Annotated in this window: 22 protein-coding genes, 1 tRNA gene and 3 pseudogenes; 14 read left to right on the plus strand and 12 right to left on the minus strand. The window is 39.1% G+C overall.

Annotated elements, in window-relative coordinates:
* Positions 1–111: 111 nt before the first annotated feature.
* Together C9J40_RS00655 and C9J40_RS22375 are read left to right on the plus strand one after the other, a co-directional pair.
* Positions 112–300: pseudogene (locus tag C9J40_RS00655) on the plus strand (phage integrase N-terminal SAM-like domain-containing protein); the annotation flags it as partial.
* Positions 301–325: 25 nt separating this feature from the next.
* Positions 326–507, plus strand: a pseudogene (locus tag C9J40_RS22375) (transposase); the annotation flags it as partial.
* Positions 508–795: 288 nt separating this feature from the next.
* Here C9J40_RS22375 and C9J40_RS00665 read toward each other — a convergent pair.
* The 6 genes from C9J40_RS00665 to C9J40_RS00695 form a co-directional block, all read right to left on the minus strand.
* Complete coding sequence (locus C9J40_RS00665; RefSeq protein ID WP_053809142.1) at positions 796–1,272, minus strand: N-acetyltransferase; 477 nt, start codon at positions 1,270–1,272, stop codon at positions 796–798.
* Positions 1,273–1,450: 178 nt separating this feature from the next.
* Positions 1,451–1,774 carry a hypothetical protein gene (locus tag C9J40_RS00670; protein ID WP_146144951.1) on the minus strand — a complete coding sequence of 108 codons (324 nt, stop codon included), beginning with the start codon at positions 1,772–1,774 and terminating at the stop codon, positions 1,451–1,453.
* A gap of 646 nt (positions 1,775–2,420) precedes the next feature.
* A tRNA-Ser gene (locus tag C9J40_RS00680) sits at positions 2,421–2,511 on the minus strand.
* Positions 2,512–2,597: 86 nt separating this feature from the next.
* Complete coding sequence (locus tag C9J40_RS00685; protein ID WP_107245390.1) at positions 2,598–3,389, minus strand: phosphorylase; 792 nt, start codon at positions 3,387–3,389, stop codon at positions 2,598–2,600.
* Between the two features lie 21 nt (positions 3,390–3,410).
* Positions 3,411–3,806, minus strand: a complete 396-nt coding sequence (locus tag C9J40_RS00690; protein ID WP_107205815.1) for a hypothetical protein — start codon at positions 3,804–3,806, stop codon at positions 3,411–3,413.
* A 453-nt stretch (positions 3,807–4,259) separates the two neighbouring features.
* Positions 4,260–4,721 carry a hypothetical protein gene (locus C9J40_RS00695; RefSeq protein WP_233218461.1) on the minus strand — a complete coding sequence of 154 codons (462 nt, stop codon included), beginning with the start codon at positions 4,719–4,721 and terminating at the stop codon, positions 4,260–4,262.
* 259 nt (positions 4,722–4,980) lie between these two features.
* On the opposite strand from C9J40_RS00695, the gene C9J40_RS00700 reads away from it, so the two are divergent.
* Positions 4,981–5,334 carry a DUF6404 family protein gene (locus C9J40_RS00700; RefSeq protein ID WP_107205813.1) on the plus strand — a complete coding sequence of 118 codons (354 nt, stop codon included), beginning with the start codon at positions 4,981–4,983 and terminating at the stop codon, positions 5,332–5,334.
* A 12-nt stretch (positions 5,335–5,346) separates the two neighbouring features.
* A pseudogene (locus C9J40_RS22195) lies at positions 5,347–5,760 on the plus strand (MFS transporter); the annotation flags it as partial.
* Between the two features lie 88 nt (positions 5,761–5,848).
* Here the strand turns inward: C9J40_RS22195 and htpX are convergent.
* On the minus strand, positions 5,849–6,736 hold the full coding sequence (htpX, locus tag C9J40_RS00705; RefSeq protein ID WP_107205812.1) for a protease HtpX: 888 nt from the start codon (positions 6,734–6,736) through the stop codon (positions 5,849–5,851).
* Between the two features lie 448 nt (positions 6,737–7,184).
* Here htpX and C9J40_RS22080 point away from each other — a divergent pair, with 448 nt between their 5' ends.
* A complete protein-coding gene (locus C9J40_RS22080; protein WP_199186999.1) occupies positions 7,185–7,346 on the plus strand; it encodes a hypothetical protein in 162 nt (53 codons plus the stop codon).
* A gap of 89 nt (positions 7,347–7,435) precedes the next feature.
* Here the strand turns inward: C9J40_RS22080 and bioD are convergent, their stop codons facing one another.
* From bioD to bioB, 4 genes are read right to left on the minus strand one after another with little or no spacing between them, the layout of a single operon-like run.
* Positions 7,436–8,116 (minus strand): dethiobiotin synthase, encoded by a 681-nt coding sequence (gene bioD, locus C9J40_RS00710; protein ID WP_107205811.1) that lies wholly within the window; start codon positions 8,114–8,116, stop codon positions 7,436–7,438.
* On the minus strand, positions 8,109–8,933 hold the full coding sequence (bioC, locus tag C9J40_RS00715; RefSeq protein WP_107245391.1) for a malonyl-ACP O-methyltransferase BioC: 825 nt from the start codon (positions 8,931–8,933) through the stop codon (positions 8,109–8,111). Before bioC ends, bioD begins: the two co-directional genes overlap by 8 nt.
* Positions 8,926–10,110 (minus strand): 8-amino-7-oxononanoate synthase, encoded by a 1,185-nt coding sequence (gene bioF / locus C9J40_RS00720; RefSeq protein WP_107245393.1) that lies wholly within the window; start codon positions 10,108–10,110, stop codon positions 8,926–8,928. The genes bioC and bioF overlap by 8 nt, the downstream gene beginning before the upstream one ends.
* The gene (bioB, locus tag C9J40_RS00725) at positions 10,097–11,149 is read right to left on the minus strand and encodes a biotin synthase BioB (protein ID WP_107205808.1); all 1,053 of its coding nucleotides are present in this window, start codon (positions 11,147–11,149) and stop codon (positions 10,097–10,099) included. The genes bioF and bioB overlap by 14 nt, the downstream gene beginning before the upstream one ends.
* A 215-nt stretch (positions 11,150–11,364) precedes the next feature.
* Here bioB and bioA point away from each other — a divergent pair, with 215 nt between their 5' ends.
* From bioA to C9J40_RS00770, 9 genes are all read left to right on the plus strand, one after another.
* Complete coding sequence (bioA, locus tag C9J40_RS00730; protein ID WP_107245395.1) at positions 11,365–12,648, plus strand: adenosylmethionine--8-amino-7-oxononanoate transaminase; 1,284 nt, start codon at positions 11,365–11,367, stop codon at positions 12,646–12,648.
* 157 nt (positions 12,649–12,805) lie between these two features.
* Entirely contained in the window at positions 12,806–13,375 is a 570-nt protein-coding gene (locus C9J40_RS00735; RefSeq protein WP_107205806.1) for an LON peptidase substrate-binding domain-containing protein, read from the plus strand.
* Positions 13,376–13,499: 124 nt separating this feature from the next.
* Complete coding sequence (locus C9J40_RS00740; RefSeq protein ID WP_107205805.1) at positions 13,500–14,072, plus strand: sigma-70 family RNA polymerase sigma factor; 573 nt, start codon at positions 13,500–13,502, stop codon at positions 14,070–14,072.
* Positions 14,062–14,763 carry a ChrR family anti-sigma-E factor gene (locus tag C9J40_RS00745; protein ID WP_107245397.1) on the plus strand — a complete coding sequence of 234 codons (702 nt, stop codon included), beginning with the start codon at positions 14,062–14,064 and terminating at the stop codon, positions 14,761–14,763. The genes C9J40_RS00740 and C9J40_RS00745 overlap by 11 nt, the downstream gene beginning before the upstream one ends.
* A 647-nt stretch (positions 14,764–15,410) precedes the next feature.
* Positions 15,411–16,994: an L-lactate permease gene (locus tag C9J40_RS00750; protein WP_107245398.1), complete on the plus strand. Its 1,584-nt coding sequence runs from the start codon at positions 15,411–15,413 to the stop codon at positions 16,992–16,994.
* 99 nt (positions 16,995–17,093) lie between these two features.
* A complete protein-coding gene (locus C9J40_RS00755) occupies positions 17,094–17,813 on the plus strand; it encodes a (Fe-S)-binding protein (protein WP_107205802.1) in 720 nt (239 codons plus the stop codon).
* A gap of 12 nt (positions 17,814–17,825) precedes the next feature.
* Positions 17,826–19,238, plus strand: a complete 1,413-nt coding sequence (locus C9J40_RS00760; RefSeq protein WP_107245400.1) for a LutB/LldF family L-lactate oxidation iron-sulfur protein — start codon at positions 17,826–17,828, stop codon at positions 19,236–19,238.
* Between the two features lie 16 nt (positions 19,239–19,254).
* Positions 19,255–20,007 carry a lactate utilization protein C gene (locus C9J40_RS00765; protein ID WP_107245402.1) on the plus strand — a complete coding sequence of 251 codons (753 nt, stop codon included), beginning with the start codon at positions 19,255–19,257 and terminating at the stop codon, positions 20,005–20,007.
* Between the two features lie 163 nt (positions 20,008–20,170).
* The gene (locus C9J40_RS00770; protein WP_107205799.1) at positions 20,171–21,073 is read left to right on the plus strand and encodes a LysR family transcriptional regulator; all 903 of its coding nucleotides are present in this window, start codon (positions 20,171–20,173) and stop codon (positions 21,071–21,073) included.
* 49 nt (positions 21,074–21,122) lie between these two features.
* Here C9J40_RS00770 and C9J40_RS00775 read toward each other — a convergent pair whose 3' ends face one another.
* Positions 21,123–22,337, minus strand: a complete 1,215-nt coding sequence (locus tag C9J40_RS00775; protein WP_107205798.1) for an ROK family protein — start codon at positions 22,335–22,337, stop codon at positions 21,123–21,125.
* Positions 22,338–22,437: the final 100 nt, after the last annotated feature.

The following is a 22,437-nucleotide window of genomic DNA, read 5'->3' on the forward strand; positions in this document are numbered from 1 at the left end:
AGCGTTGGAAATCTGTCTTAAACGCTTTGTTGAACGAAGCCGCTGCGCGGCAGAGTGAAAACCCGTAAGCTCAACTACGGTAAATACACCTTTCCAAAAGGAGTATTTAGCATGAATAAAGCACAGCAACATCGTTCAGATTATCTTTATGAACAACACCTTATCCATCTCACCTTGCAAGGTAAACGTCCCGCTACGATTGATGCTTATAGTCGTGCGCTACGTCGCATTACCCATCAACTGGATAAATCACCAGACACATTAACGACCGAAGATCTGAAGCGGTATTTTACACAACTGAATATCAATAATGATCAGGTGACACTTCGTTATTAAAGAGAGCCAAACTCAAACGATGAAACACGCACATTAACCGTGGTGAAATTTCTCTGGTTGATATTGCAGCATGTGTTACCAAAAGGATTTCGTCGGGTACGTGATTATGTTTTGCTGCGGGGTCATAATAAGAAACAGCTTAAAGCGATCCAATTTATGTTCATGTTAGCATGACAACTGACGTTGCCCCTGCTGCCAACATGTCATGCAATTAACGGGGATATTTCGACCCAGATAACCGACGTTAGATAATAAGGATAATGGCTTTCACGCTACAGAATTAAAGAGGATTTTATTATAAATCAGGGTATTAATATTATTGGTTCACACCAAGGATAACGTTCGACTTCTTTTTAGCATCACCCTTCATGATATTTCCAATATTTACTTATATAAGGTAGCTTGGGCTTGTCCAACACTTCGGATAGGTGTCGGCTACGCGACACATATCCTTATTTGTTAGGTGCGTAGCCAAAGTTGGTAAAAGTCGGTTTCATCGTGCTTGGGATTCTTGCGCACGAACTCCCAACCATGGCGCTTGTAGAATGTGAGAGCTCTATGGTTAGTTCGGCTTACTGAAAGTACAGCACGCAAACAACCCGCCGTACTCAATACGCTTACAATATAATCCTGCAATTTTGCAGCGAGTCCTGAACCACGAAAATTCGGTTTTAAGTAAATGAGATGCACATAGCCAGTCTCCGGCTCGGGTGAAAAGCTACGAAACTCTAACTGCCCTGCAAACTGACCATCCACAAATATATGGATATAGAACCATCCTGATGTTGCTAGCCGGTCTAATACTCGTTCACGATAACCACTGATGAAGTCGTCGAAACCATCGTAATGCCCAAAACTACAAAAGTATGCATCTTTTCTCGCAGCTACGCACAATTCGAAATCATCAATGTTTATCTGCTGAAAAGCAATTTCCATACTTACCTTTTCCTTCAAGCACCTAACGCTCGGCTCAGGCGCAACCAGCCAGAGCGGGGTTTGTGCCATAATTGGCGCTCGCGCCACTGGCACAAATGGCGCGGCGGCTGGTTGTCGCTTGGAGCCGTTTGTTATATTTATATCAAGGCTATCAAACTGCGAATCCTATTTTAAATAGCTACTTGTACAACCAAATGCCAACCCAATCGCCATGGTGCATCTTACACTCCACATTATCAGCTTTGTATCTAACCTTAACCGTTTTATCCGCAGCGATACTTGTAATAACGGTTGAAAGCATACCATCAAAAGCCGCACTTTTTGAACTCACACTAGCAGAACCGCCACGCTCAAATGTTATCCATAAATGCGCGTCAGACTGGTTAACCTCAGAGGTGCCGACGAAATAATTTACAATCTTTTCTGTACACTCAGTGACAGCATATGCATTTGATGTAGTGAGCAAAATTGCAAACGCGAAATAAATCTTAAACTTCATCATTCATCCTTACTTAACTTAAATATAACAGTATATTAATAAGCATTCTTACTTTTACGCTTTATTAATACAGCAAATATTCAACATTCTAATAAATAAAAACATTTATTTTCATTAACTTAGTCGCAAAAAAACCTTTTAATTGATTAATTGCTCTCGATAAAAGTAAGAACTGTTTTTAACCCGTCGGATTAAAAACACAACCATGAATGTTACATAATATATATCAATATCTTACAAGTCTAAACTGAGATAATTAAGCATTTTTTCTTATTTAAAACGAAGCCTAAGCGTCAAAATTTACGATTTGCATTATAACTGGACAAATAAACAGGTTGCTTCATTAGCAGAAATCAAAAATATCTCGCCTAAATTGATATAGGAATAACACGAGTACTAAAAGAAAGAGAATGGAGATAAAAGAGATGGCGACAAAGCAGGGTTCATATCCATGTTTAAGAATTATTGTGGCTTGTGGTCATAATAAGAAACAGCTTCAAGCGCAGTTCTTTAGGTATAGAAAGGTATGTAATAAAGACAGGAAAGTAGTTTGTCCTGAAGCCTTTGTAGCACTCCATTGGCATCAGTAGTTTCAATACGCTAGATACGAAAAAGCCGCTGATTAATCAGCGGCTTTTCGTTTTAAATATGGCGGAGAGATAGGGATTTGAACCCTAGATACGCTATAAACGTATGCCGGTTTTCAAGACCGGTGCTTTCAACCACTCAGCCATCTCTCCATGGCGCGAATAATAGCGAAGTGAATACCGAGTGTAAATAGTAATAAGTGCTATCTGGACAGACTTTAATCGAATTTAACGGATTATTATTTTGGAACACCGCAATCTGTTAAAAAACGTTCAAAACCGTAATTTTCTAGCCATTGCAATTGTTCAGTTGAACTCACCAAAAAGCGGCCAATAAAATTCACCCCATGCCCTTTTATTTCGCCAACTTGATTCTTTGTGCGAGGAATAAGCAACATCCAACGTTGTGTTAATAATATATTATACGGGTGACATTCTGTTAAGCCATTGATACTCGATGTCATATACAACTGCATTGATTCCATAACCGACAAATAATGCTGGTAAAGATCTGCTGCATTTAAATATTCGAATCTCATCAAGTTATGTTTAAAGGGTAATAGTCCCTGAAGAATTGTCTTTTCTAAAGGCAGTGATGTTCTAATAAGCTGCATATGCCGATGCATTTGACTAGAACCTGCTATCGCACCTGAATTAAAAAAACCTAAGACGCTATCATCCGTTATTCCTTCTATCCAAGCTTCAAAATCCTTTAACACTAATGGCGACGTTTGCGGAATATAATTTTTCGCACAGATAAGTAGATGAGGAACAACAATAGGAAATTTATTTAATAAACAAACGTGTTGCTCTCCAATCGTGTTGATATATGCTGAAGGATTATATGGTGATACAAACGGATCATGAGTGGCTACAGATGGAGAATGTTTAACTTTCATATTCTCTGTCTCAACATTAACAATAAACTCTATCCCATTTTGCTCAATGATAAGATCGTTTGTTATTAACGGTAGTAACTCGCCTGACGCTAAACCCTTGTTCGACTTTTCATAACCGATATCCCACAGCATATTCTTTCCTTTACCACTTATTTAATAGTCTTCATCAATCTCAGGAGTACACTCTTCACAGCTTTGTAACGCAATCTCATGTTTAAACATTGCAACACCTTCTGATGTCATATGCTCTGAAATGAGATCATTCACTTCGGTTGAATCTTCTGAGTTAACTTGTCCATGGTTAATTTCATGTTCAGAATAACCATAATAGTTCAGTAGCAAATAATCGCGCGCTTCATCTTCTGAACATATGATACTGACTGAAAAATACTCTTCATAGTCTGTATTTGATTGAGAGATAACGCTTTTTATCTGTTCAAGCACATCGTCTTTCATACTTGGTGTAAACCATCCAAGTTCAGTTTTAGCCATTCGTTTATGACAGATAAAGCAAGGTAAATCTTCGCTGTAATATTTAAAGTTAGTCATTGTGAAACTCCATAAAAGAGGTACACGACAAAATATTCCTAATATAAATAAAATAATAGCTATAAAAATGGAATTTTGTGTTGCGTTTTGAGCTTTTATTCTAAAAATAATAACGTTAGCGAGATCATATGTTTTATAAATATAATCTCTTTACTTATTTTATTGACTCGAGATCACAAGTTAACAACTTTGTTATAAATTTTATGTTTTTAATAGCTATTCTTAAATAATCATAAATTGAATGCTTAACAGGATGTAAGATAAGCATTAGCTCTTAAATGGATTAGGAGGTTCAATCGGGGTGCAAAATAATAAAGAAACAAAAAAACAATGGATTATACCAGCAGGGATCAGCTTACTTATGGCTGTTCTCGGAGTAGTTATTCTATCTCCATTTATTAATATTTAATTTAAATGGGGAGTTCCTTCTCCCCATTTACTTGTTACTAAACATTAACTTACAGATTCCATATTGAATGGATAATAATATTTTGGCATCTTCGCAAGCCGATTAATGTTTTGTCGTTCTTCTTCTGTTAATGCTAAATTATCTCTTGCAGTATATAAAGCGGATTGAAATATAAGCCAACTATTTAGAAATAATTTATCTCCTGTTTTAGCTGTATAATCCAATAACTTATATGTAAAATCTTTTTCTTTTTTTATAACACACCGCTGAAGAGCCATATTATTCAATTCATTAAGTATTATCTTTTTTCTTTCTAAAGGTTGGCTACTTAACCATGAGTCATTAATAGGTTTTAATTTTCTATTTTCAAGTAATTGACATTGATGAATTTGGTTCTCATATTCTTGTTTAACTTTTAACAACTGCATTTTCTCTGAAGAGCTATTTATGCTTAATGAAAATGAAGGAAAAGAGATAATTAAAAATATATACAATAACTTATACACTTATAGCTACTCAATAAGAAATAATGCTCCGGTGAGAAACATTAATTAAATGATGTTTTATATCTCGGTCGGCAACCTTACAGCAATAATTAATGCAAAACAATAAAGACACTTATCGATAAAAAATACAAATCACAACCATAAAAATTTCTTTATTAATTTATTAGCTTTTCATTTTAATTTGATTGTTTAAACTCATTTTTTACTACAAAATAATAACGCTGTCTTTTTCACATACACTATGTTTAGGGATAAAATAATGCATTTCGAACAGCAATTAGCCTTAGCACATCAAGAATTAACGCGCTATGGCATTCAGCCATCGAATAGTCATCCTATCAGCTTTCAATTATTGCACTGGTCAGGATTACAAGCACCTCTCCCTCATTATGGCCATTTCAAAACCAACTTTTCCATTTTTACTGCATGGTATAGTCTTATTTTTGCAATTATTTTCATTCTTGCAGAGATAATCAGCGATACGCCTATTGCTCTTTTTTCTGCTATTTTTACCTCTCTATTTGCAGGCATAACCGCAGGTATTTCAATGGCTACGTATTATTACTACAGCGCAAAGCGTTTTAATTTAAGCCCTTGGCATCAGTTAAAATAATATTAATTATTGAGCCAAACACAACCAGAAGCCTTAAAGGAGTATTTCAAAACAAAAGCTTTGATTTATTCACTTAGGTTTCTTGTCTGCGGTTTTCAGGTTATGTTTATCGCGACGCACTTACCAAACTATTTCACAGATAAAGACTTACCTGCACCAACCGCTGCTATTGCGCAGACCTATGTCGGTATCTTTAATATCCTGGATCTTATTTTTGGGGCATTTGGGGTGACCGATTCGACAAACGCGATGAAATAGCATCACTCTACCTGCAATAACAGGCGTCATTACTGCGTTTTTACACTGCCTGTAACTGAAAATACTGCGGTTATTTCTGATGGGACTATCGTTTTTTGCTGGCTGGGGACTGTGCCATTAACTTCTGGCGTAGTTCGACAAGCCTCTTTCTCGTTTTACTTGCTCACTACGCAAGTTAAACGCAAAAAAAACCCTACTAATTTTCATTAATAGGGCTTTATTTAACGCTTTCTAGTTGAGAAAGTGTCTTTGTCGATTACTTGTTTAAGTACTCGCCTTGACGAAGTGCTTCAATACGTTTTTCTAGTGGTGGGTGAGTCATGAATAATTCAGATAATGACTTCTTACCATTAATACCAAACGCCATCATTGAACCTTCTAATTGTGGCTCGTGGCTCACTTTTAGACGCTCAAGTGCTGCGATCATCTTCTCACGACCAACAAGCTTTGCAGAACCCGCATCAGCGTAGAATTCACGATGGCGGCTGTACCACATTGTTAGAATACTTGCTAAGAAACCAAATAGAATTTCCATGATGGTCGATACGATAAAGTATGTCATGTAGCTACCGCCACTTTCACCTTCTTCATCGTTATTGTTCACACCACTGATTGCGCCAGCCACTAAACGTGAAACGAAAATAACAAAGGTATTCACAACACCTTGCATTAACGTCATTGTTACCATGTCACCATTCGCCACGTGACTCACTTCGTGAGCAAGTACAGCTTCAGCTTCATCACGTGTCATACTGTGTAATAATCCTGTAGAAACAGCGACAAGTGAATCATCACGTTTCGCACCTGTTGCAAATGCGTTAATATCTGGCGAATCATAAATCGCGACTGTTGGCATACCAATACCCGCCTGTTGTGCTTGGCGAGATACTGTTTCCATCAACCAGTGTTCTGTTTCGTTACGTGGGCTTTCGATAACCACACCACCAACAGAACGAAGGGCCATTGACTTTGACATCATCAAAGAAACCAATGAACCACCAAAACCAAATAGTGCAGCCATAACTAGCAAACCAGAAAGGCTACCGGGTTGCATCCCTGTTACAGCATAAACAATGTTCAATACAACACTGAACACCAGCATTACTGCTAAGTTTGTTAATAAAAACAATGCAATACGCTTCATATTTCTAATATTCTCCACTTAGAAATTATTTCAATTCCTACCGTTATCAGTAGAATCGATGCTATCTCTTAATACTGACTCTATAGTAAACAAAGTCTGTAACTTAACACTATATTCAATGAATATACGTATGATTTAAAGAGTTTAATTGTTACTAATTCTTTATATATGTTCAAAGTGGCAATTTATCAATAGCGAACACAGACAAAGGTTTTGCTTTATTTTTTTAATATCCTCTATCTATGACGTTCTTTAATCCTCTTATCCCTCATTAATATAAAATTAATATCATATTCACCATGATCATTAACTACATAATATCAATAAGTTATGAACAATAAATGTGCACTATCTTACTTATTAGACTTTAGTCTTATTGCCTCAGAAAACATTCTCTACTATTGTGGCTGTGTTTATATTAGACAAAATGTTGAACCAGGGAGGATTCATGGCTAGTAAAGAGAATTACCAAGTTGCCGTTGATATTTTACGTTGTCACCTTGGCATGTCTTTAGAAGAAGCACATAAAGAGCTGGGTATTGATCAGGTATCAAAATCATCAGCAACAGAAACACAAGAATTACTCATTGGCCTTAACCAAGATAATTAATTGTGTAATACCGCGGTCAGTTATAAAGATAAAGGCACTCAATGAGTGCCTTTATCTTATTCTGTGTATAAAAAAACGATGATTAAACGCTATAACCCAAGCTTTTCTAATTGAATATACGATGATAAATCACGCCTATTAATACCTGGCATATAAGGAATTTCCCCTAATTTCACACCCGGTAAATTAAGCTCTAGCATTTTTATCATTTCTGCGTAATTTTCAACTCCAGGGTTAACCCGATTAGCAACCCAGCCAACCAGCTCTAAACCATCAGCTTCAATAGCTTCAGCCGTAAGCATGGCGTGGCTTAAACACCCTAATTTAATGCCTACCACTAAAATGACAGGTAACTTTTCTTGTTTAACCCATGTAGACAAGAAATCGGTACGTGTAACGGGCACACGCCACCCCCCCGCTCCTTCCACTAATACCACATCAGATTTCGCTTTAAGGTGTGCTAAGCCCTGTGAAAGCACATCAAAATCAATGGTTTTACCTTCTCTTTCTGCAGCCAAATGCGGCGAGACCGGATCTTTAAATGTATAAGGGTTCACTTCTTGATAAGTAAGCTCAACCGGCGATGCTTGTTGTATAAATAAAGCATCTGAATTGCGAAGTCCTTCGGCTGTTTCTTCACTGCCTGAAGCAATAGGCTTGTAACCTGCCATTTGAATATTGTGCTGACTGGCCGCTTGTAAAATAGCGCGACTACTGACTGTTTTACCGACTTCGGTATCCGTCCCAGTAAGGAAAAAAGCATTAGTCATTAATTAAAACTCCAAAACAAACTTGATACGTGGCGGGTAATAAATGGCTTTCATCACGATAGGCATCATAGGCATGCTCTAACGCGTTCAATGTTTTACGACCTAATAACACATTTTTCCTTTTTTGTTGCAAATGTGTAGCGCCAATGCCTTTTAGATCTTTCATTAACCCCAATGCTGATGGGTAATGAACGACTATGGGTGAGAATACTAATTTATCTATCTGTGTTCCTGTTTGCGCCAGCGCAACTTTTATTTCATTTTCTGTTTTAAAATCATTAACATGTTGATATTGATCAACTTGTGCCCACGCATCTTTTAACTCATTTAACGAGCCATCAACCAACGTTGTGAAAAAGATCATACCGCCCGGCCGAACAATACGCTTTAATTCTTGAAGTGGTACAGCTAAGTCATCACACCACTGTAACGCCAAGCTACTAAATGCAATATCATAGCTATTGTCTGCCAATGGCAAATTTTCAGCATCAGCCAATAGATAATCACAATCACTATTACAGCGTTGCTTGGCTTGCGCTAACATTTCTAAAGACAGATCAACTGCCGTCACATTAAAGCCAAGCTTTACCAATTCCGCACTAAAATAGCCCGTACCACAACCTACATCGATCGCTTTTTTATGGCTTCCTACGGCATGAAGATGAGGTAATTCCTCTAATAATAAATGCCCAACTTTACGTTGAAATGCCGCGGCGTTATCGTAATTTTTTGCCGCTTTACCAAAAGCCGATGCAACCGCTTGTTTATTTATTGGCATCGCTGGCTCGGTATTTAACGCCGTATTAAATTTATCCATTATATTGCTCATTAATTACCTCATTTAATGATGCAGCAAGCAGACGAATATCTTTATCATTGTGTGTCGCTGTTAATGTGACGCGAAGACGAGCTGTATTTTGAGGAACCGTCGGAGGACGAATTGCACCTACCCATAATCCACGCTGTTTTAACTGCTCAGATATCGCGATAGTTTGTTCACTACTACCAATAACTATCGGTTTTATAGGGGTAATGGTGTACTGCAACGGTATAGAAGCATCGAGGTGCTGGGTGAACAAATCACTTAACGCTGTTAATTTTTCTCGTCGCCAAGGTTGTTGCTGTATCACTTCACATGCTTTACTTAATGCATAGGCTTGAGCTGGCGGCATTGCTGTTGAGTAAATAAAGTGTCGTGCAAACTGAATCAAATATTCAGCAGTGTCGTTATCACATAATATTGCAGCGCCTTGAAGCCCAAACGCTTTACCGAATGTGATCACTAAAATATCTGCTTTTATTCCGCTCGCTGCACAACTCCCTCTTCCTTCATCGCCAAGTACACCACACCCATGTGCATCATCAACCACTAACCAACTTTTTTGTTTATCACAAACATGACGTAATGCTTTAAGCGGTGAACAATCACCATCCATGCTAAATACGCCTTCTGTAATCACCATTCGTGCTTGGTTAGGTTCAAGGACTTGTTTATCAAGTAATCTATCTAGTGCATCAATATCATTGTGTGGAAAACGCTTCATCATTGCTGGTGATAACATGCCCGCTTCCATCAATGAAGCATGATTCAACTTATCTTGGTACACACTGTCGTGCTTTTGTAATAGCGTAAAAAGCAAAGCTTGATTTGCGCTAAATCCGCTACTGAAAAGTAACGCCCTGTCATAACCGAGCCATTCCGATAATTGCGCTTCTAGATTTGCATGGGGAGAGTGATAACCTGTCACTAAGGGTGATGCGCCACTGCCAGCACCATATAGGCTCAACCCTTGCTGCCACGCTGCGATGATTTCAGATGACTGTGCTAATCCCAAATAATCATTACTTGAAAAGTTAACAAATGATTGTTGATCCGCAAAAATGTGTCCTGATTCATTACCCAGCTTACGAGATAAACAAGTACGGCTACGATAAAGCCTTTGTTTATCTCGTTCCTCTAACGCATGGCGAAAGCGTTGACTAAACAGAGGCATCGTAAAAGATGTCATCTTTAGTCGGGCGAGATGCCACACGTTGTGCCACTTTGCCTAATAATTCATGCTCTTGAACTTCATCAGGTTTCGCTGCTTGTTGCTCACTGTTAATCCCTAACTTAGCAAACAACTGCATGTCTTTATCTTCACCTGGGTTTGGTGTTGTCAGTAATTTGCAACCATAGAACACAGAATTAGCACCCGCCATGAAACAAAGCGCTTGCATCTGCTCATTCATGTCTTCACGACCAGCTGATAAACGTACCGCTGACATTGGCATAATAATACGGGCAACCGCAATAATACGTATAAAGTCAAAAGGATCGACATCATCAACACTTTCTAACGGTGTCCCTTTCACTTTGACCAACATATTAATCGGTACACTTTCAGGGTGAACAGGCAGGTTCGCTAGCTCAACCAATAATCCGGCGCGATCACGCGAGCTTTCACCCATTCCAATGATCCCACCTGAACAAATTTTCATCCCAGCATCACGAACATGAGATAACGTATCAAGTCGATCTTGATAAGTACGTGTGGTGATAATATTGCCGTAATATTCAGGAGAGGTATCAAGGTTATGGTTGTAATAATCTAAACCAGCATCGGCAAGCGTATCGGCTTGATCACTGGTGATCATACCCAGCGTCATACACGTTTCTAAACCCATTTCTTTTACGCCTTTAACCATATCGAGTAGATACGGCATGTCGCGCTCTTTCGGGTTCTTCCAAGCCGCTCCCATACAGAAACGGGTTGCGCCTGATTGCTTTGCTTTATTTGCAGCGTCTAGGACACGCTCAACTTCCAATAAGCGTTCCTTATCTACATCGGTACGATAATGAGCACTCTGTGGGCAATACTTACAATCTTCAGGACATGCGCCTGTTTTAATCGAAAGCAAAGTACTGACTTGTACTTGATTAGGCTGATGATATTGACGATGTACTTGCTGTGCTTCAAAGACTAAATCCATAAAGGGTTTATCGAATAAAGCTTGGACTTCCTCTACTGTCCAATTATTACGTACTTCCACAGTCTGACCTCAATTATAGTTATCTTACGACTCACAAGGACTTGCTCGATCCTTCATGTTTACCTGATGTTTCACAGCTCTATTTGTTAACGTCTTGTTTCACTTTTACTAAGTAAAAAGCTATTAAATGATAACTCTATGAACTATTACTACTTGGCTAGTCTACTAACAGCACGTAGACTGTCAACTATGGATAATAACAGAGGTTTACATCTGTGCAAAAAACAAACAATATAGATATTGATTTTGATAAAGAACACGTTTGGCATCCCTATACATCAACAGTTACTCCCCTACCTTGCTACCCTGTTACATCAGCCCAAGGCGTTTATCTCACCCTTGAAGATGGTACGCAGTTAATCGATGGTATGTCATCATGGTGGTCGACTATTCATGGTTATAATCACCCAGTTTTAACTGAAGCGGCAAAAGCGCAGCTTGATAAAATGTCACATGTGATGTTTGGTGGTATCACCCACCAGCCAGCCGTTGATTTGTGTAAAAAACTCATTTCCATCACCCCAGATCCTTTAGACAAAGTGTTTCTTGCCGATTCTGGCTCTGTTGCCGTTGAAGTTGCTCTTAAAATGGCATTGCAATATTGGCACGCACAAAATGAATCTCGTACAAAATTTTTAACGGTTAGCCATGGCTATCACGGTGATACTTTTGCCGCGATGTCTGTGACTGATCCCACCAATTCCATGCATAGCATTTATAAAGGTTTTTTACCTGAGCATATTTTTGCCAAATCGCCAGAATGTGGATTTGGGGATAATTGGGATGAAACTGACATTGCTGACTTTGAAGAAAAAATACGTCTTCATCATCATGATCTTGCTGCGGTGATTATTGAACCCATTGTTCAAGGTGCAGGTGGCATGCGTTTTTATCATCCAACGTATTTAAAACGTATTCGTGAGCTCTGTGATCAATACAATGTTTTACTTATTGCTGATGAGATTGCTGTCGGATTTGGTCGAACAGGTAAATTATTCGCCTGTGAACACGCAGAAATAAGCCCTGATATTATGTGCTTAGGTAAAGCGTTAACGGGTGGATATATGACCTTGTCAGCCACGCTGACCACCAAGCATGTCGCCGATACCGTATGCAGCGGTGAAGCGCAATGCTTTATGCATGGACCAACATTTATGGGGAATCCCCTTGCTTGTGCCGTCGCAAACGCCAGTTTAGATTTATTAGCAGAAAATAAATGGCAACAACAAGTCAAAAATATAGAGCAGCAATTAGCGCAGGAACTGCCAGTAATTGCAGAACTTGAAAATGTAAAATCTGTCCGTTGGTTAGGTGCCATCGGTGTGGTTGAACTGCATCACCCTGTTGAAATGAAAAGTATTCAAGAGAAGTTTGTTCAACAAGGCGTTTGGGTTCGCCCCTTTGGCAAACTTGTCTATATTATGCCGCCATTCATTATTAGCTCTTCACAGCTAACCCTACTGACGACTGCAATTAAAAAAGTTATAAGTTCAATATAACGGTCATTAATTCTAGCGAAAATATCGCATGATTTATCATAAAGCAGACAAAAATCTTATTTATGTCTGCTTATACTTTAGGTCATGATGCCAGTACTAAAAATAATAATAATTTAAGTACAGTATCGATGAGAGTACGTCAGCTAGGGCTAAGATTATGCAAATACCTCTGTTTCCACTAGATGTTTATCTATTACCAGGCGGGATCAGCAAATTAAGGATCTTTGAACCTCGTTATATCAAACTGGTAAAAATTGCAGCTACAAACAAAAATGGATTCGGTTTGTGCATGTCAATCGATAATACGATCTGCCACTTTGGCACACGCGTAGTTATCACTGATTTTGATTCCTTACCAGACGGTGTATTGAGTATCACAATTCAAGCCGTTGAGTTATTTCTTATTGACGATCATTGGCGTGATGAAGACGATCTTTTCTTTGGCAGGATATCTTCCGTCCCTAATTGGCAAAGTACTGATATTAACTATACCGATGTTGAGATAGCAAACAGCCTTAAAGTACTTTTCCAAGAACATCCAGATCATGCAAGCTATTACCCTGCCCCTAATTTTGAAGACATGACATGGGTATGTCAGCGCTGGCTTGAAATTTTACCCTTAGAAGTCAACCAAAAGCAGTGGTTCATGAGCCGAAACGACCATACTGCCGCCTTATCTTTTCTACACACGGTAATTGATGATAATTTGCAGAAAAATGATCCATAACTAAATTAATGACGTATCACTATGTAACTATTCACTATTTATATCAATACACATTGAGATTATGTCTATTATTACATACCCTAATTCTCAATCTAGTCATCATTATAGGTTGAGAACACCCACAATGAATGAGATCAGTATTGAGCAACAAAAACAATTACTCGTTAGTGTAGCAACAGACCGTGATAAAACGGCCTTTTCCGCTATATTTTCTCATTTTGCGCCAAAAATCCGCTCTTATGGTTTAAAACACCTCAAGCATGATGCGAATGCGATGGAGCTTGTTCAAGAAACAATGCTTACTGTTTGGCGTAAAGCACACCTTTTTCATCCTGAGAAAGGGGCAGTATCAACATGGGTTTACACAATAATGCGTAACCAATGCTTTGATATTCTACGTAAGCGTCAAGCAACAAAAGAAGATAATTACAGTGATGATATCTGGCCTATTTTTGAACAGAGACTCGTCACAACATCTGATGATCCAAGTAACGAACAGCTCAGTGATGAGCTCGTTACATTAATAGCAACATTACCAAAAAATCAACAAGTTGTAGTGAAGGAAATTTATCTCAATCAGCGTTCACATCAAGAACTTGCCGATCAGTTAGGACTCCCAGTGGGGACCGTAAAATCAAGGTTACGCTTAGGCTTGCAAAAGCTGCGTTCGCATTTGGAGAGTGACGATGCCTACTAATAATATATCGTTAATCAAACATCACCCCAATAAACAATTACTCGAGCAACACATAGAAGGTAGATTACCCCTTTCTATGTCGCTGGCTGTGGCAGCACATATTGAACTTTGCCCTCATTGCCAACAGTTAGAATCACAATTAACACCTCAAATTGCTAATGCTTCTTGGGCGCAAGCAAAAGATGCACAACGTGATTTACAGCATGATCTTAAAGTAGATGCATGTTTTTCTGCCATGCTGAGTGACATTTTAGAAAGTAGTGATGACAATACGCCACACCATGAGCCAGAGTCCCTTACTATTGAATGTAAAGGTATAACCTATGCATTACCGAGAGCATTCACTAAATTTCATCAGTTAAATTGGCGCAATTTAGGGAAAATTAGTCGTGCTCGATTACCCTTTGAAGAAGGTGAAGTCAGATCCAGCTTATTGCACATAGGCAAAGGCGGTACTATCCCGACTCATACTCATAGAGGCTACGAACTTACGCTGTTGCTTGCTGGGGATTTCGAAGATGAAAACGGGCACTATGTTGCTGGTGATTTTATCTTACTTGATGAGTCACATTCAGGACACAGCCCAAAAACTTCTGAAGGGTGCCTTTGCTACACCGTCTCAAATGCCCCACTTCATTTTACTCAAGGTGTGAGCCAACTGTTTAACAGTATAGGTAAAGCCATATACTAAGACTTACTTACAGCCTCTCGCTAAATTCCTTATAGCTAGAAATACCGTTGAGAGGCTCTATAACCCTATTCATTTATTGACTCATTGCATTTATAATTTTTCACTTCACCTCGACAATATATATTTAACCTGACCATTCATTTACAATTTCAAATATAAGAACAACCTTATTTATAATATAAACAAAATAACGTCGTTTTATATTTCCATTCTTATACAAAAATAAAATCGCACTTGTAGTTTAATTACAACAAATACGATTTCATTTGAAAATAAGTCTTATTTTATTTTTTACTAAACTTATCTATTATTCAAAAAATTAGCATCTTTATTAGGTTGGAATCGCAAAATGTTTGTTTCCAATACTCACCTAATCAATTATTAAACACTCTCTCCAGAAACACACAACCCATTGATTATAAATAAATATAAAAATAATCGCTGATACATAATTGTCAACTAGCATCACATTTCTTTTATTTTTCATCACCTTTGGGATTAAAAAATAGATAGTCATCATCTATTTCCAACCTAAAATACTCTCCCCACTGCGGTTATGCGTTCAGTTATTACGTGTCACTCAGTAAATAATTAAAAATAACAACAAAACAATTTCGTGAAACAACGAAATAACCTAGGTGGGAAATATGTTAAATCTTGCAATATCGGTTATCCCTATTTTGCTTTTAATTTGGATGATGACAAAAAAGAATGCGTTACCATCACATATCGCATTACCAGTGACGGCACTCATCGTTGGTTTTTTACAACTTGTCTATTTTGGTACAGACAGCCAACTTTTAGCCGCAAACGTCATTTCTGGTGCATTATCCGCGATAACGCCAATATCAATTATTGCAGGTGCTATTTTATTAAATCGTACGTTAAACGTATCTGGTGCTGAAGATGTGATTCGCCAATGGTTAGAAGGCATCAGTAAAAACCAAGTCGGTCAGTTGATGATTATTGGTTGGGCATTCGCTTTTATGATTGAAGGCGCATCAGGGTTTGGTACGCCAGCGGCGATTGCAGCGCCGATATTAGTCGGTCTTGGTTTTAATCCATTACGTGTAGCCATGCTAGCACTGGTTATGAATTCTGTTCCAGTCTCTTTTGGTGCAGTGGGTACACCTACATGGTTTGGTTTAGGCAACTTAGGACTTCCCGATGCAGAATTGCTTGATGTCGGTCGCCTATCAGCAATTATGCATACAGCGGCAGCTGTGGTTATTCCCGTCATTGCGCTTAAGTTTGTTGTTAACTGGCAACAAATAAAACGCAACTTTGTGTTTATCCAACTAAGCATTTGGTCATGTACTATACCTTATGTATGTCTAGCCCAGTGGAACTACGAGTTCCCAGCATTGATCGGTGGCGCAATTGGCTTAACGCTGTCGATTATTTTTGCTCGTTACAATATTGGTTTAGAAAAGCAGACAGATGCTGACAACGATGAAAAATTAGCAAGATTACCATTTGGTACTGTTTTTAAAGCAATGGCGCCAACACTATTACTGATTGTTATTTTAATCGTAACCCGTATTAAGCAACTTGGTCTCAAAGGCCTATTAAATGATGCAACGCCGATGTTACATCTAAATGTAGGTTTTGCTGATTTACATCTTAGCCAAGCGTTAATCATTCAGCTTAGTCATATTTTAGGTACAGATACATCTTGGGCATATAAAACACTCTATGTGCCAGCATTAATTCCGTTTTTTGTGGTAGTGCTTATTTCAATTCCTTTCCTAAAAATGAATATGCAGCAAACAAAACAAGTATTTAGTGATACCGCATCACGCATTAAAACACCGTTTATCGCCCTAGTAGGCGCGTTAATTATGGTGAAGTTTATGATGATTGGTGGAGAGCACTCACCCATTATGACAACGGGTAATGCCTTTGCTGATCTAATGGGTAAAAACTGGCAATACTGCGCCGCTTATTTAGGTGCGCTTGGTGCTTTTTTCTCAGGATCAGCAACCGTTTCAAACCTAACCTTTGGCGCAATTCAGCAGAGTATCGCGCACAATGTTGGGTTGCCTGAAACCACTATTTTAGCCATGCAATCTGTTGGTGGTGCGATGGGTAATATGGTGTGTATTAACAATATTATTGCGGTATCGACCATTCTTGGTATTGCAAATAAAGAAGGCTACATCATTAAGCGTACAGTGATCCCTATGATTTTGTACGGTGTGATTGCAGCATGTGTCAGCATTTTTATCTAATTGTCCCTACATAACATTAGATAAATGATTGGCTTGCTTTCGGGTAAGCCAATCTCAAATATGAACAATCAGGCGGTAACCCGCCACTGGAGCAATAAAATGAAGGTAAACTTTTTTGTCACCTGCCTAGGCGATACAGTAAAAGCTGAAGTTGCCAAAAAAACAGTAGGTTTACTAGAACAACTTGGCTGCGATGTGATCTTCCCAGAACGTCAAGGTTGTTGTGGTCAGCCTGCATTAAATAGTGGCTACATTGAAAAAAGTAAGCCGGCAATGAAAAGTATGATCCAAGCTTTTGAGATCAATGACTTCCCTATCGTAACCCCTGCCGGTTCTTGTGCGGCTGCGGTTAAAAAGTACCCTGAGTATTTAGCAGATGAACCAGAATGGGCAGAGCGCGCGAAAAAAGTCGCTGATCGTCTGTTCGAACTAACACAATTTGTTGTACGTCAGCTAGGTGTTGAAAACGTCGGTGCTCGTCTTGAAGGTAAAGGTGTTTACCATCCTTCTTGTAGCTTGATCCGTAAACTTGGCGTACGTGAAGAACCTCTACTTCTTCTAAGCAACGTTGAAGGACTTGAGCTTTTACCTATCGAAAACCAAGAAACATGTTGTGGTTTTGGCGGTACATTCTCTGTGAAAATGTCTGAAATCTCCGGTGAGATGGTGACAGAAAAAGTGCGTCACATTAAAGCAGCAGAGCCTGATTTCTTAATCGGCGCTGATATTAGCTGCTTATTAAATATTGGTGGTCGTATTAGCCGTGAAGGTCAACCAATCAAAGTGATGCACATTGTTGATGTGCTGATGAGTCGTTAAGAGGTCATTATTATGTCAATGAAAACAAGCAACCAAAAATTTAAAGATCGTATTCATGTAAAAATGAAAGACGAGTCTATGCGTGCCGCTGTTGCTAATGCACAAGAACGTATGTTCAAAAATCGCGCTGTTGCTGCGGAGAAACTCGGTAACTGGGAAGAGTGGCGCGAAATGGGTATGGATATCCGTAACCATGTGCTTGAAAACCTAGACTACTACCTACAACAACTTAGCGATAACGTTGAAAAGAACGGTGGTCATGTATTCTTTGCAGCAACAGCTGAAGATGCAACTAACTACATCGAAAAGATTATCCAGCAAAAGAATGCGACAAAAGTGGTTAAGTCTAAATCCATGGTGACCGAAGAAATCGGTATGAACCAAGTGATTCAGCGTAATAACTGTGAAGTGATTGAAACCGATCTTGGCGAATACATTCTTCAAGTCGATGATTGTGATGCGCCATCACACATCGTTGTACCAGCACTACATAAAAACCGTACTCAAATTCGTGATGTTTTCAACAAGAAACTCGGTTACGAAGGCTCTTCTGATCCAGAAGAAATGACACGTTTTGTTCGTAAACATATTCGTCATGATTTCCTTGAAGCAGAGATCGGTATTACTGGCTGTAACTTTGCTATCGCAGAATCAGGCACCGTCACCCTTGTTACCAATGAAGGTAACGCACGTCTTGCAACCAGCCTACCGAAAACGCATATCGCGGTAATGGGTATGGAGCGTATCGTTCCTACGTTTGAAGAATTCGATATTGTTGCGAGTTTGCTATGTCGAAGTGCAGTAGGTCTACCTCTAACAGGTTATGTGACAGCACTTACAGGTCCTCGTGAAGACGGTAACTGTGATGGTCCTGAAGAGTTCCACTTGGTGATTGTAGATAACGGTCGTTCTAAAATTCTTGGTTCTCAATTCCGCTCTATCCTACGTTGTATCCGTTGTGCAGCGTGTGTTAACACGTGCCCTGCATACCGCCATATCGGTGGTCAATCTTACGGCTCAATCTATTCAGGCCCTATTGGTGCGGTACTTTCGCCACTACTTGGCGGCTATGAAGATTTTAAAGATCTACCCAATGCTTGTAGCTTATGTCGTGCTTGTCATGACGTATGTCCGGTGAAAATACCATTGTCTGATTTGCTGCTTAAACACCGTCAAATCATGGGTGAAGAGAAAATCACAGATTCCATGGAGCGAGCTTCCGTCAGTGGATTTAGCTTTGTAAATGCTCACCCTGCACTATGGGATAAAACCGTTAAGATCGGTGCTATCGTTGCAGGTAAACTGATTAAAAATGGTCAATTACCATTTAAAGTTGGTCTACTAAACGCATGGACTCAGACGCGTGATTTACCAAACCCATCGGGTGAGTCATTCCGCAGTTGGTTTAAAAACAAAAATAAATAATTAAGGAGCTTTCCGTATGTCATCTCAAAATGAGCAACGCATTTATAATCGCGATAGTTTCCTTAACAACATCGCTAAACAACTTGGTCGTGAGCGTATTACTACCCCAGTAGAGCGTCCGAACCTAAAATATAACTGTCACAAAGACGTATTTGCTGATAAATCACAAGATGAATTAAAAGATATCTTGGTCGAATACACGCAGTCTTCTTTAGGCGCACAAGCTGTTGTGACAACCAAAGCACAGTTAGCAGAAGCACTGCGTAATGTTTGTTTCAAATATTGCAGCGAAGACGAAACAAACATTGATCCTGTTGGTGAAACCATCTTTACCGCAGATACTCGTCTACTTAACATTATTGACCCGAAAGATTTGAGCTCCGATAAGCATGGTGTTTACATTTGGGATCACTCGGCGGGTTACGAAGCAAACATCACAGTAGCTGAACGTGCAAAAGTTGGTGTTGTATTCGCTGAACAAGCGTTAGCAGAATCAGGCACAATGGTACTTTACAGCAACCCAGCACAGGGTCGCGCAGTAAGCCTATTACCAGAAGCTTCTGTATTCGTTGTACCTAAAAGCTCAATCGTTGCTCGTTTAACACAAGCAACTGAGATTCTGCATCAAAAAGCCATGAACGGTGAACGTGTACCTTCATGTGTTAACTTTATTTCAGGTCCGAGCTCGACAGCAGATATCGAGCTGATCAAAGTTGTTGGTGTGCATGGGCCCGTCTTTGCCACCTACATCATTATTGATGATATGTAAGCTTACTTATCACCAATAGTGATAGCAAACTAGTAGGATACTAGTGGTTAAGCACATTACGGGAATACGAATAACGCAGTCTTCGGGCTGCGTTTTTTTATCTAGAATTTAATCTTTTTAAGTATATAATCCTTCGCCTATTAGGCTTTAAGTGGGATAAATAATGCCAGCTATCGATGATCTCGTTTTATTCACTCAAGTTATTGAACATGGCTCATTCAGTAAGGTTGCTGAACTCAATAATGTGACTAAATCCGTTGTTAGCAAGCGTATTAGTAAACTTGAAACCGAATTAGGCTTACAACTTATATATCGCACCACACGAAAGCTAACACTCACAGAACCCGGTGAAGTGCTTTACCATCGTGCTAAAAGTATCAACCATGTTGCTCAAGCTGCTTTTGACTCTGTGAAGGGCTACAGCGAAGCACTCTCTGGTAAAATTCGGATGTCAGTACCGACAATTTCAGGCGAATTAGTATTAGCAAAAGCCGTGTCTGATTTTTGTCAGAAACACCCCGGTCTTTCGGTTGATATGTCGCTAAACAATCACTTTGTCGATCTCGTTGCTGATAACTACGATTTGGTGATCCGTACCGGTTATCTCGAAGATTCAAGCTTAATCGCTCGTCATATTTTTAATTCTCGCTGGGTAATATGTGCCTCACCCGCTTACATTGAACATTATGGCAAGCCAGAAAAACCTAAAGATCTCAATAGCCATAATTGTCTAGGTTATAACCCTCAAAGTACTGGCCCTTTTGACTGGCAATTTATTAAACAAAATAAAATTTACACTCAAAAAGTCAGCGGAAACTTTTCATCCGACAATGCGATAGCGTTGAAAAAAAATGTCCTCGCAGGTAATGGTATCGCTTATCTACCCAATTGCTTAGTTCATGATGAATTAGAGCGCGGTGAGTTAGTTGAATTGCTCTCGGCACATGCGGGTAAAGTGGTGGGGATTTATGCTGTCTATCCGTATACCAGAAAACCTGCTAAACGGATTCAAGCACTGATTGAACATATTCGAGAAAGCTACATGGAAATTAAAGAAAAATTCTAATATCCATGTAGTATCAATTAGTTATAGCAATCAGTTAAATCAATTATAATTAACCGTCGACGAGTTTCATCAATAAATGCCCATCGTACAACGCTTGTTTAACCAAAGCCGCTCCCGGCATCGTCGCTTGAGTGTAAAAACAGCTTTCTTCTATTTCTAAGCCATCGAAATAAACAGGTAAGGTTTGCGAGCTAATACGATCCATAATCGCAGGATAAAGTACCGATTTAGCACGATTAAACTCCCCACCAATCAAAATGCGCTGAGGGTTAAATAGGTTAACCATTATCGCAATGGCTTGCCCTAAATTATGACCTAACTCCACAATAATTTGTCGCGCTAAACTGTCACCTTCTACTGCCGCATCACATACTGATTCAATCGTTAAAGGCATATGATTCAGCATCGATTCATGTCCTGCTTTAAGCTGCGTTTTCACTTGTTCTAAAATGGCCTGTAAACTCGCAACGGTTTCTAAGCAGCCATGATTACCGCAAAAACAACGTTTGCCAAACGGCTTAATTTGAATATGCCCAAGCTCACCCACGTTACCGGTTTTCCCTTGCAGCACATTATCATCAAGGACAATCCCCGCTCCCACACCATGATGAATAGAAATCAAAATGGAGTTTGCAATACCACGAGAATTACCGAACAATTTTTCTGCTAAAGCCCATGAACGTGTGTCATTACCGATAAAAACAGGCAGTCCAGTTTCATTGTGAATAATTTCACCCAAGGGTAAATTAGACACATTATAATGTGGCATCTGTAATACCATACCTTCACTGGAATTAACTAACCCTGGTAATGACACTGCAATCGCTGTCATTCTGTCTAGTTCGCTAACATGATTGGCAAAGAAAATGTTTATTTCAGCTAATAACTTTTTAACCACATCTTCTTGATGCAGTTGCTCAATATCTTGACGTTCTTCTACTAGAATTTCGCCGCCAAGTGCATGTAAAGCAATAGTAAGATAACCACGACCTAAACGAATAGATAAAAATTGCCACCCTTCATTGGCAGGAACTAGCCCAATAGCAGGTCGTCCACGGCTGCTCGGTTCTTGAAATTGCGTTTCTTTAATTAAATGCGCATCAATTAATTCACGGGTGATCTTAGTAATACTTGCGGGGGCAAGTTGACTGCGTTTAGACAATTCAATGCGCGAGATCGGCCCATACAAATCAATTAGTTTATATACGCTGCCGGCATTATTTCTTTTTATATGATCGATATGGCCTGGCTGAGCGACGTACATGTCGATACTCCTGAGAAAAATCAGCTTAAAAACCTTCGGAAACTAATTTTTTTACTTTGCGAAGTAATTGTGAAGCCTCTTATCGTCAGTACGTGACAAG

Origin of the sequence: Photobacterium sp. GB-72, assembly GCF_003026095.1 — a bacterium.
Taxonomy (GTDB): Bacteria; Pseudomonadota; Gammaproteobacteria; order Enterobacterales; family Vibrionaceae; genus Photobacterium.

Coding starts and splice junctions, on each gene's coding strand:
- C9J40_RS00665 (WP_053809142.1), bottom strand. CDS start 1,272: ATGGAAATTGCTTTTCAGCAGATAAACATTGATGATTTCGAATTGTGC.
- C9J40_RS00670 (WP_146144951.1), bottom strand. CDS start 1,774: ATGATGAAGTTTAAGATTTATTTCGCGTTTGCAATTTTGCTCACTACA.
- C9J40_RS00685 (WP_107245390.1), bottom strand. CDS start 3,389: ATGCTGTGGGATATCGGTTATGAAAAGTCGAACAAGGGTTTAGCGTCA.
- C9J40_RS00690 (WP_107205815.1), bottom strand. CDS start 3,806: ATGACTAACTTTAAATATTACAGCGAAGATTTACCTTGCTTTATCTGT.
- C9J40_RS00700 (WP_107205813.1), top strand. CDS start 4,981: ATGCATTTCGAACAGCAATTAGCCTTAGCACATCAAGAATTAACGCGC.
- htpX (WP_107205812.1), bottom strand. CDS start 6,736: ATGAAGCGTATTGCATTGTTTTTATTAACAAACTTAGCAGTAATGCTG.
- C9J40_RS22080 (WP_199186999.1), top strand. CDS start 7,185: ATGGCTAGTAAAGAGAATTACCAAGTTGCCGTTGATATTTTACGTTGT.
- bioD (WP_107205811.1), bottom strand. CDS start 8,116: ATGACTAATGCTTTTTTCCTTACTGGGACGGATACCGAAGTCGGTAAA.
- bioC (WP_107245391.1), bottom strand. CDS start 8,933: ATGGATAAATTTAATACGGCGTTAAATACCGAGCCAGCGATGCCAATA.
- bioF (WP_107245393.1), bottom strand. CDS start 10,110: ATGCCTCTGTTTAGTCAACGCTTTCGCCATGCGTTAGAGGAACGAGAT.
- C9J40_RS00735 (WP_107205806.1), top strand. CDS start 12,806: ATGCAAATACCTCTGTTTCCACTAGATGTTTATCTATTACCAGGCGGG.
- C9J40_RS00740 (WP_107205805.1), top strand. CDS start 13,500: ATGAATGAGATCAGTATTGAGCAACAAAAACAATTACTCGTTAGTGTA.
- C9J40_RS00745 (WP_107245397.1), top strand. CDS start 14,062: ATGCCTACTAATAATATATCGTTAATCAAACATCACCCCAATAAACAA.
- C9J40_RS00750 (WP_107245398.1), top strand. CDS start 15,411: ATGTTAAATCTTGCAATATCGGTTATCCCTATTTTGCTTTTAATTTGG.
- C9J40_RS00755 (WP_107205802.1), top strand. CDS start 17,094: ATGAAGGTAAACTTTTTTGTCACCTGCCTAGGCGATACAGTAAAAGCT.
- C9J40_RS00760 (WP_107245400.1), top strand. CDS start 17,826: ATGTCAATGAAAACAAGCAACCAAAAATTTAAAGATCGTATTCATGTA.
- C9J40_RS00765 (WP_107245402.1), top strand. CDS start 19,255: ATGTCATCTCAAAATGAGCAACGCATTTATAATCGCGATAGTTTCCTT.
- C9J40_RS00770 (WP_107205799.1), top strand. CDS start 20,171: ATGCCAGCTATCGATGATCTCGTTTTATTCACTCAAGTTATTGAACAT.
- C9J40_RS00775 (WP_107205798.1), bottom strand. CDS start 22,337: ATGTACGTCGCTCAGCCAGGCCATATCGATCATATAAAAAGAAATAAT.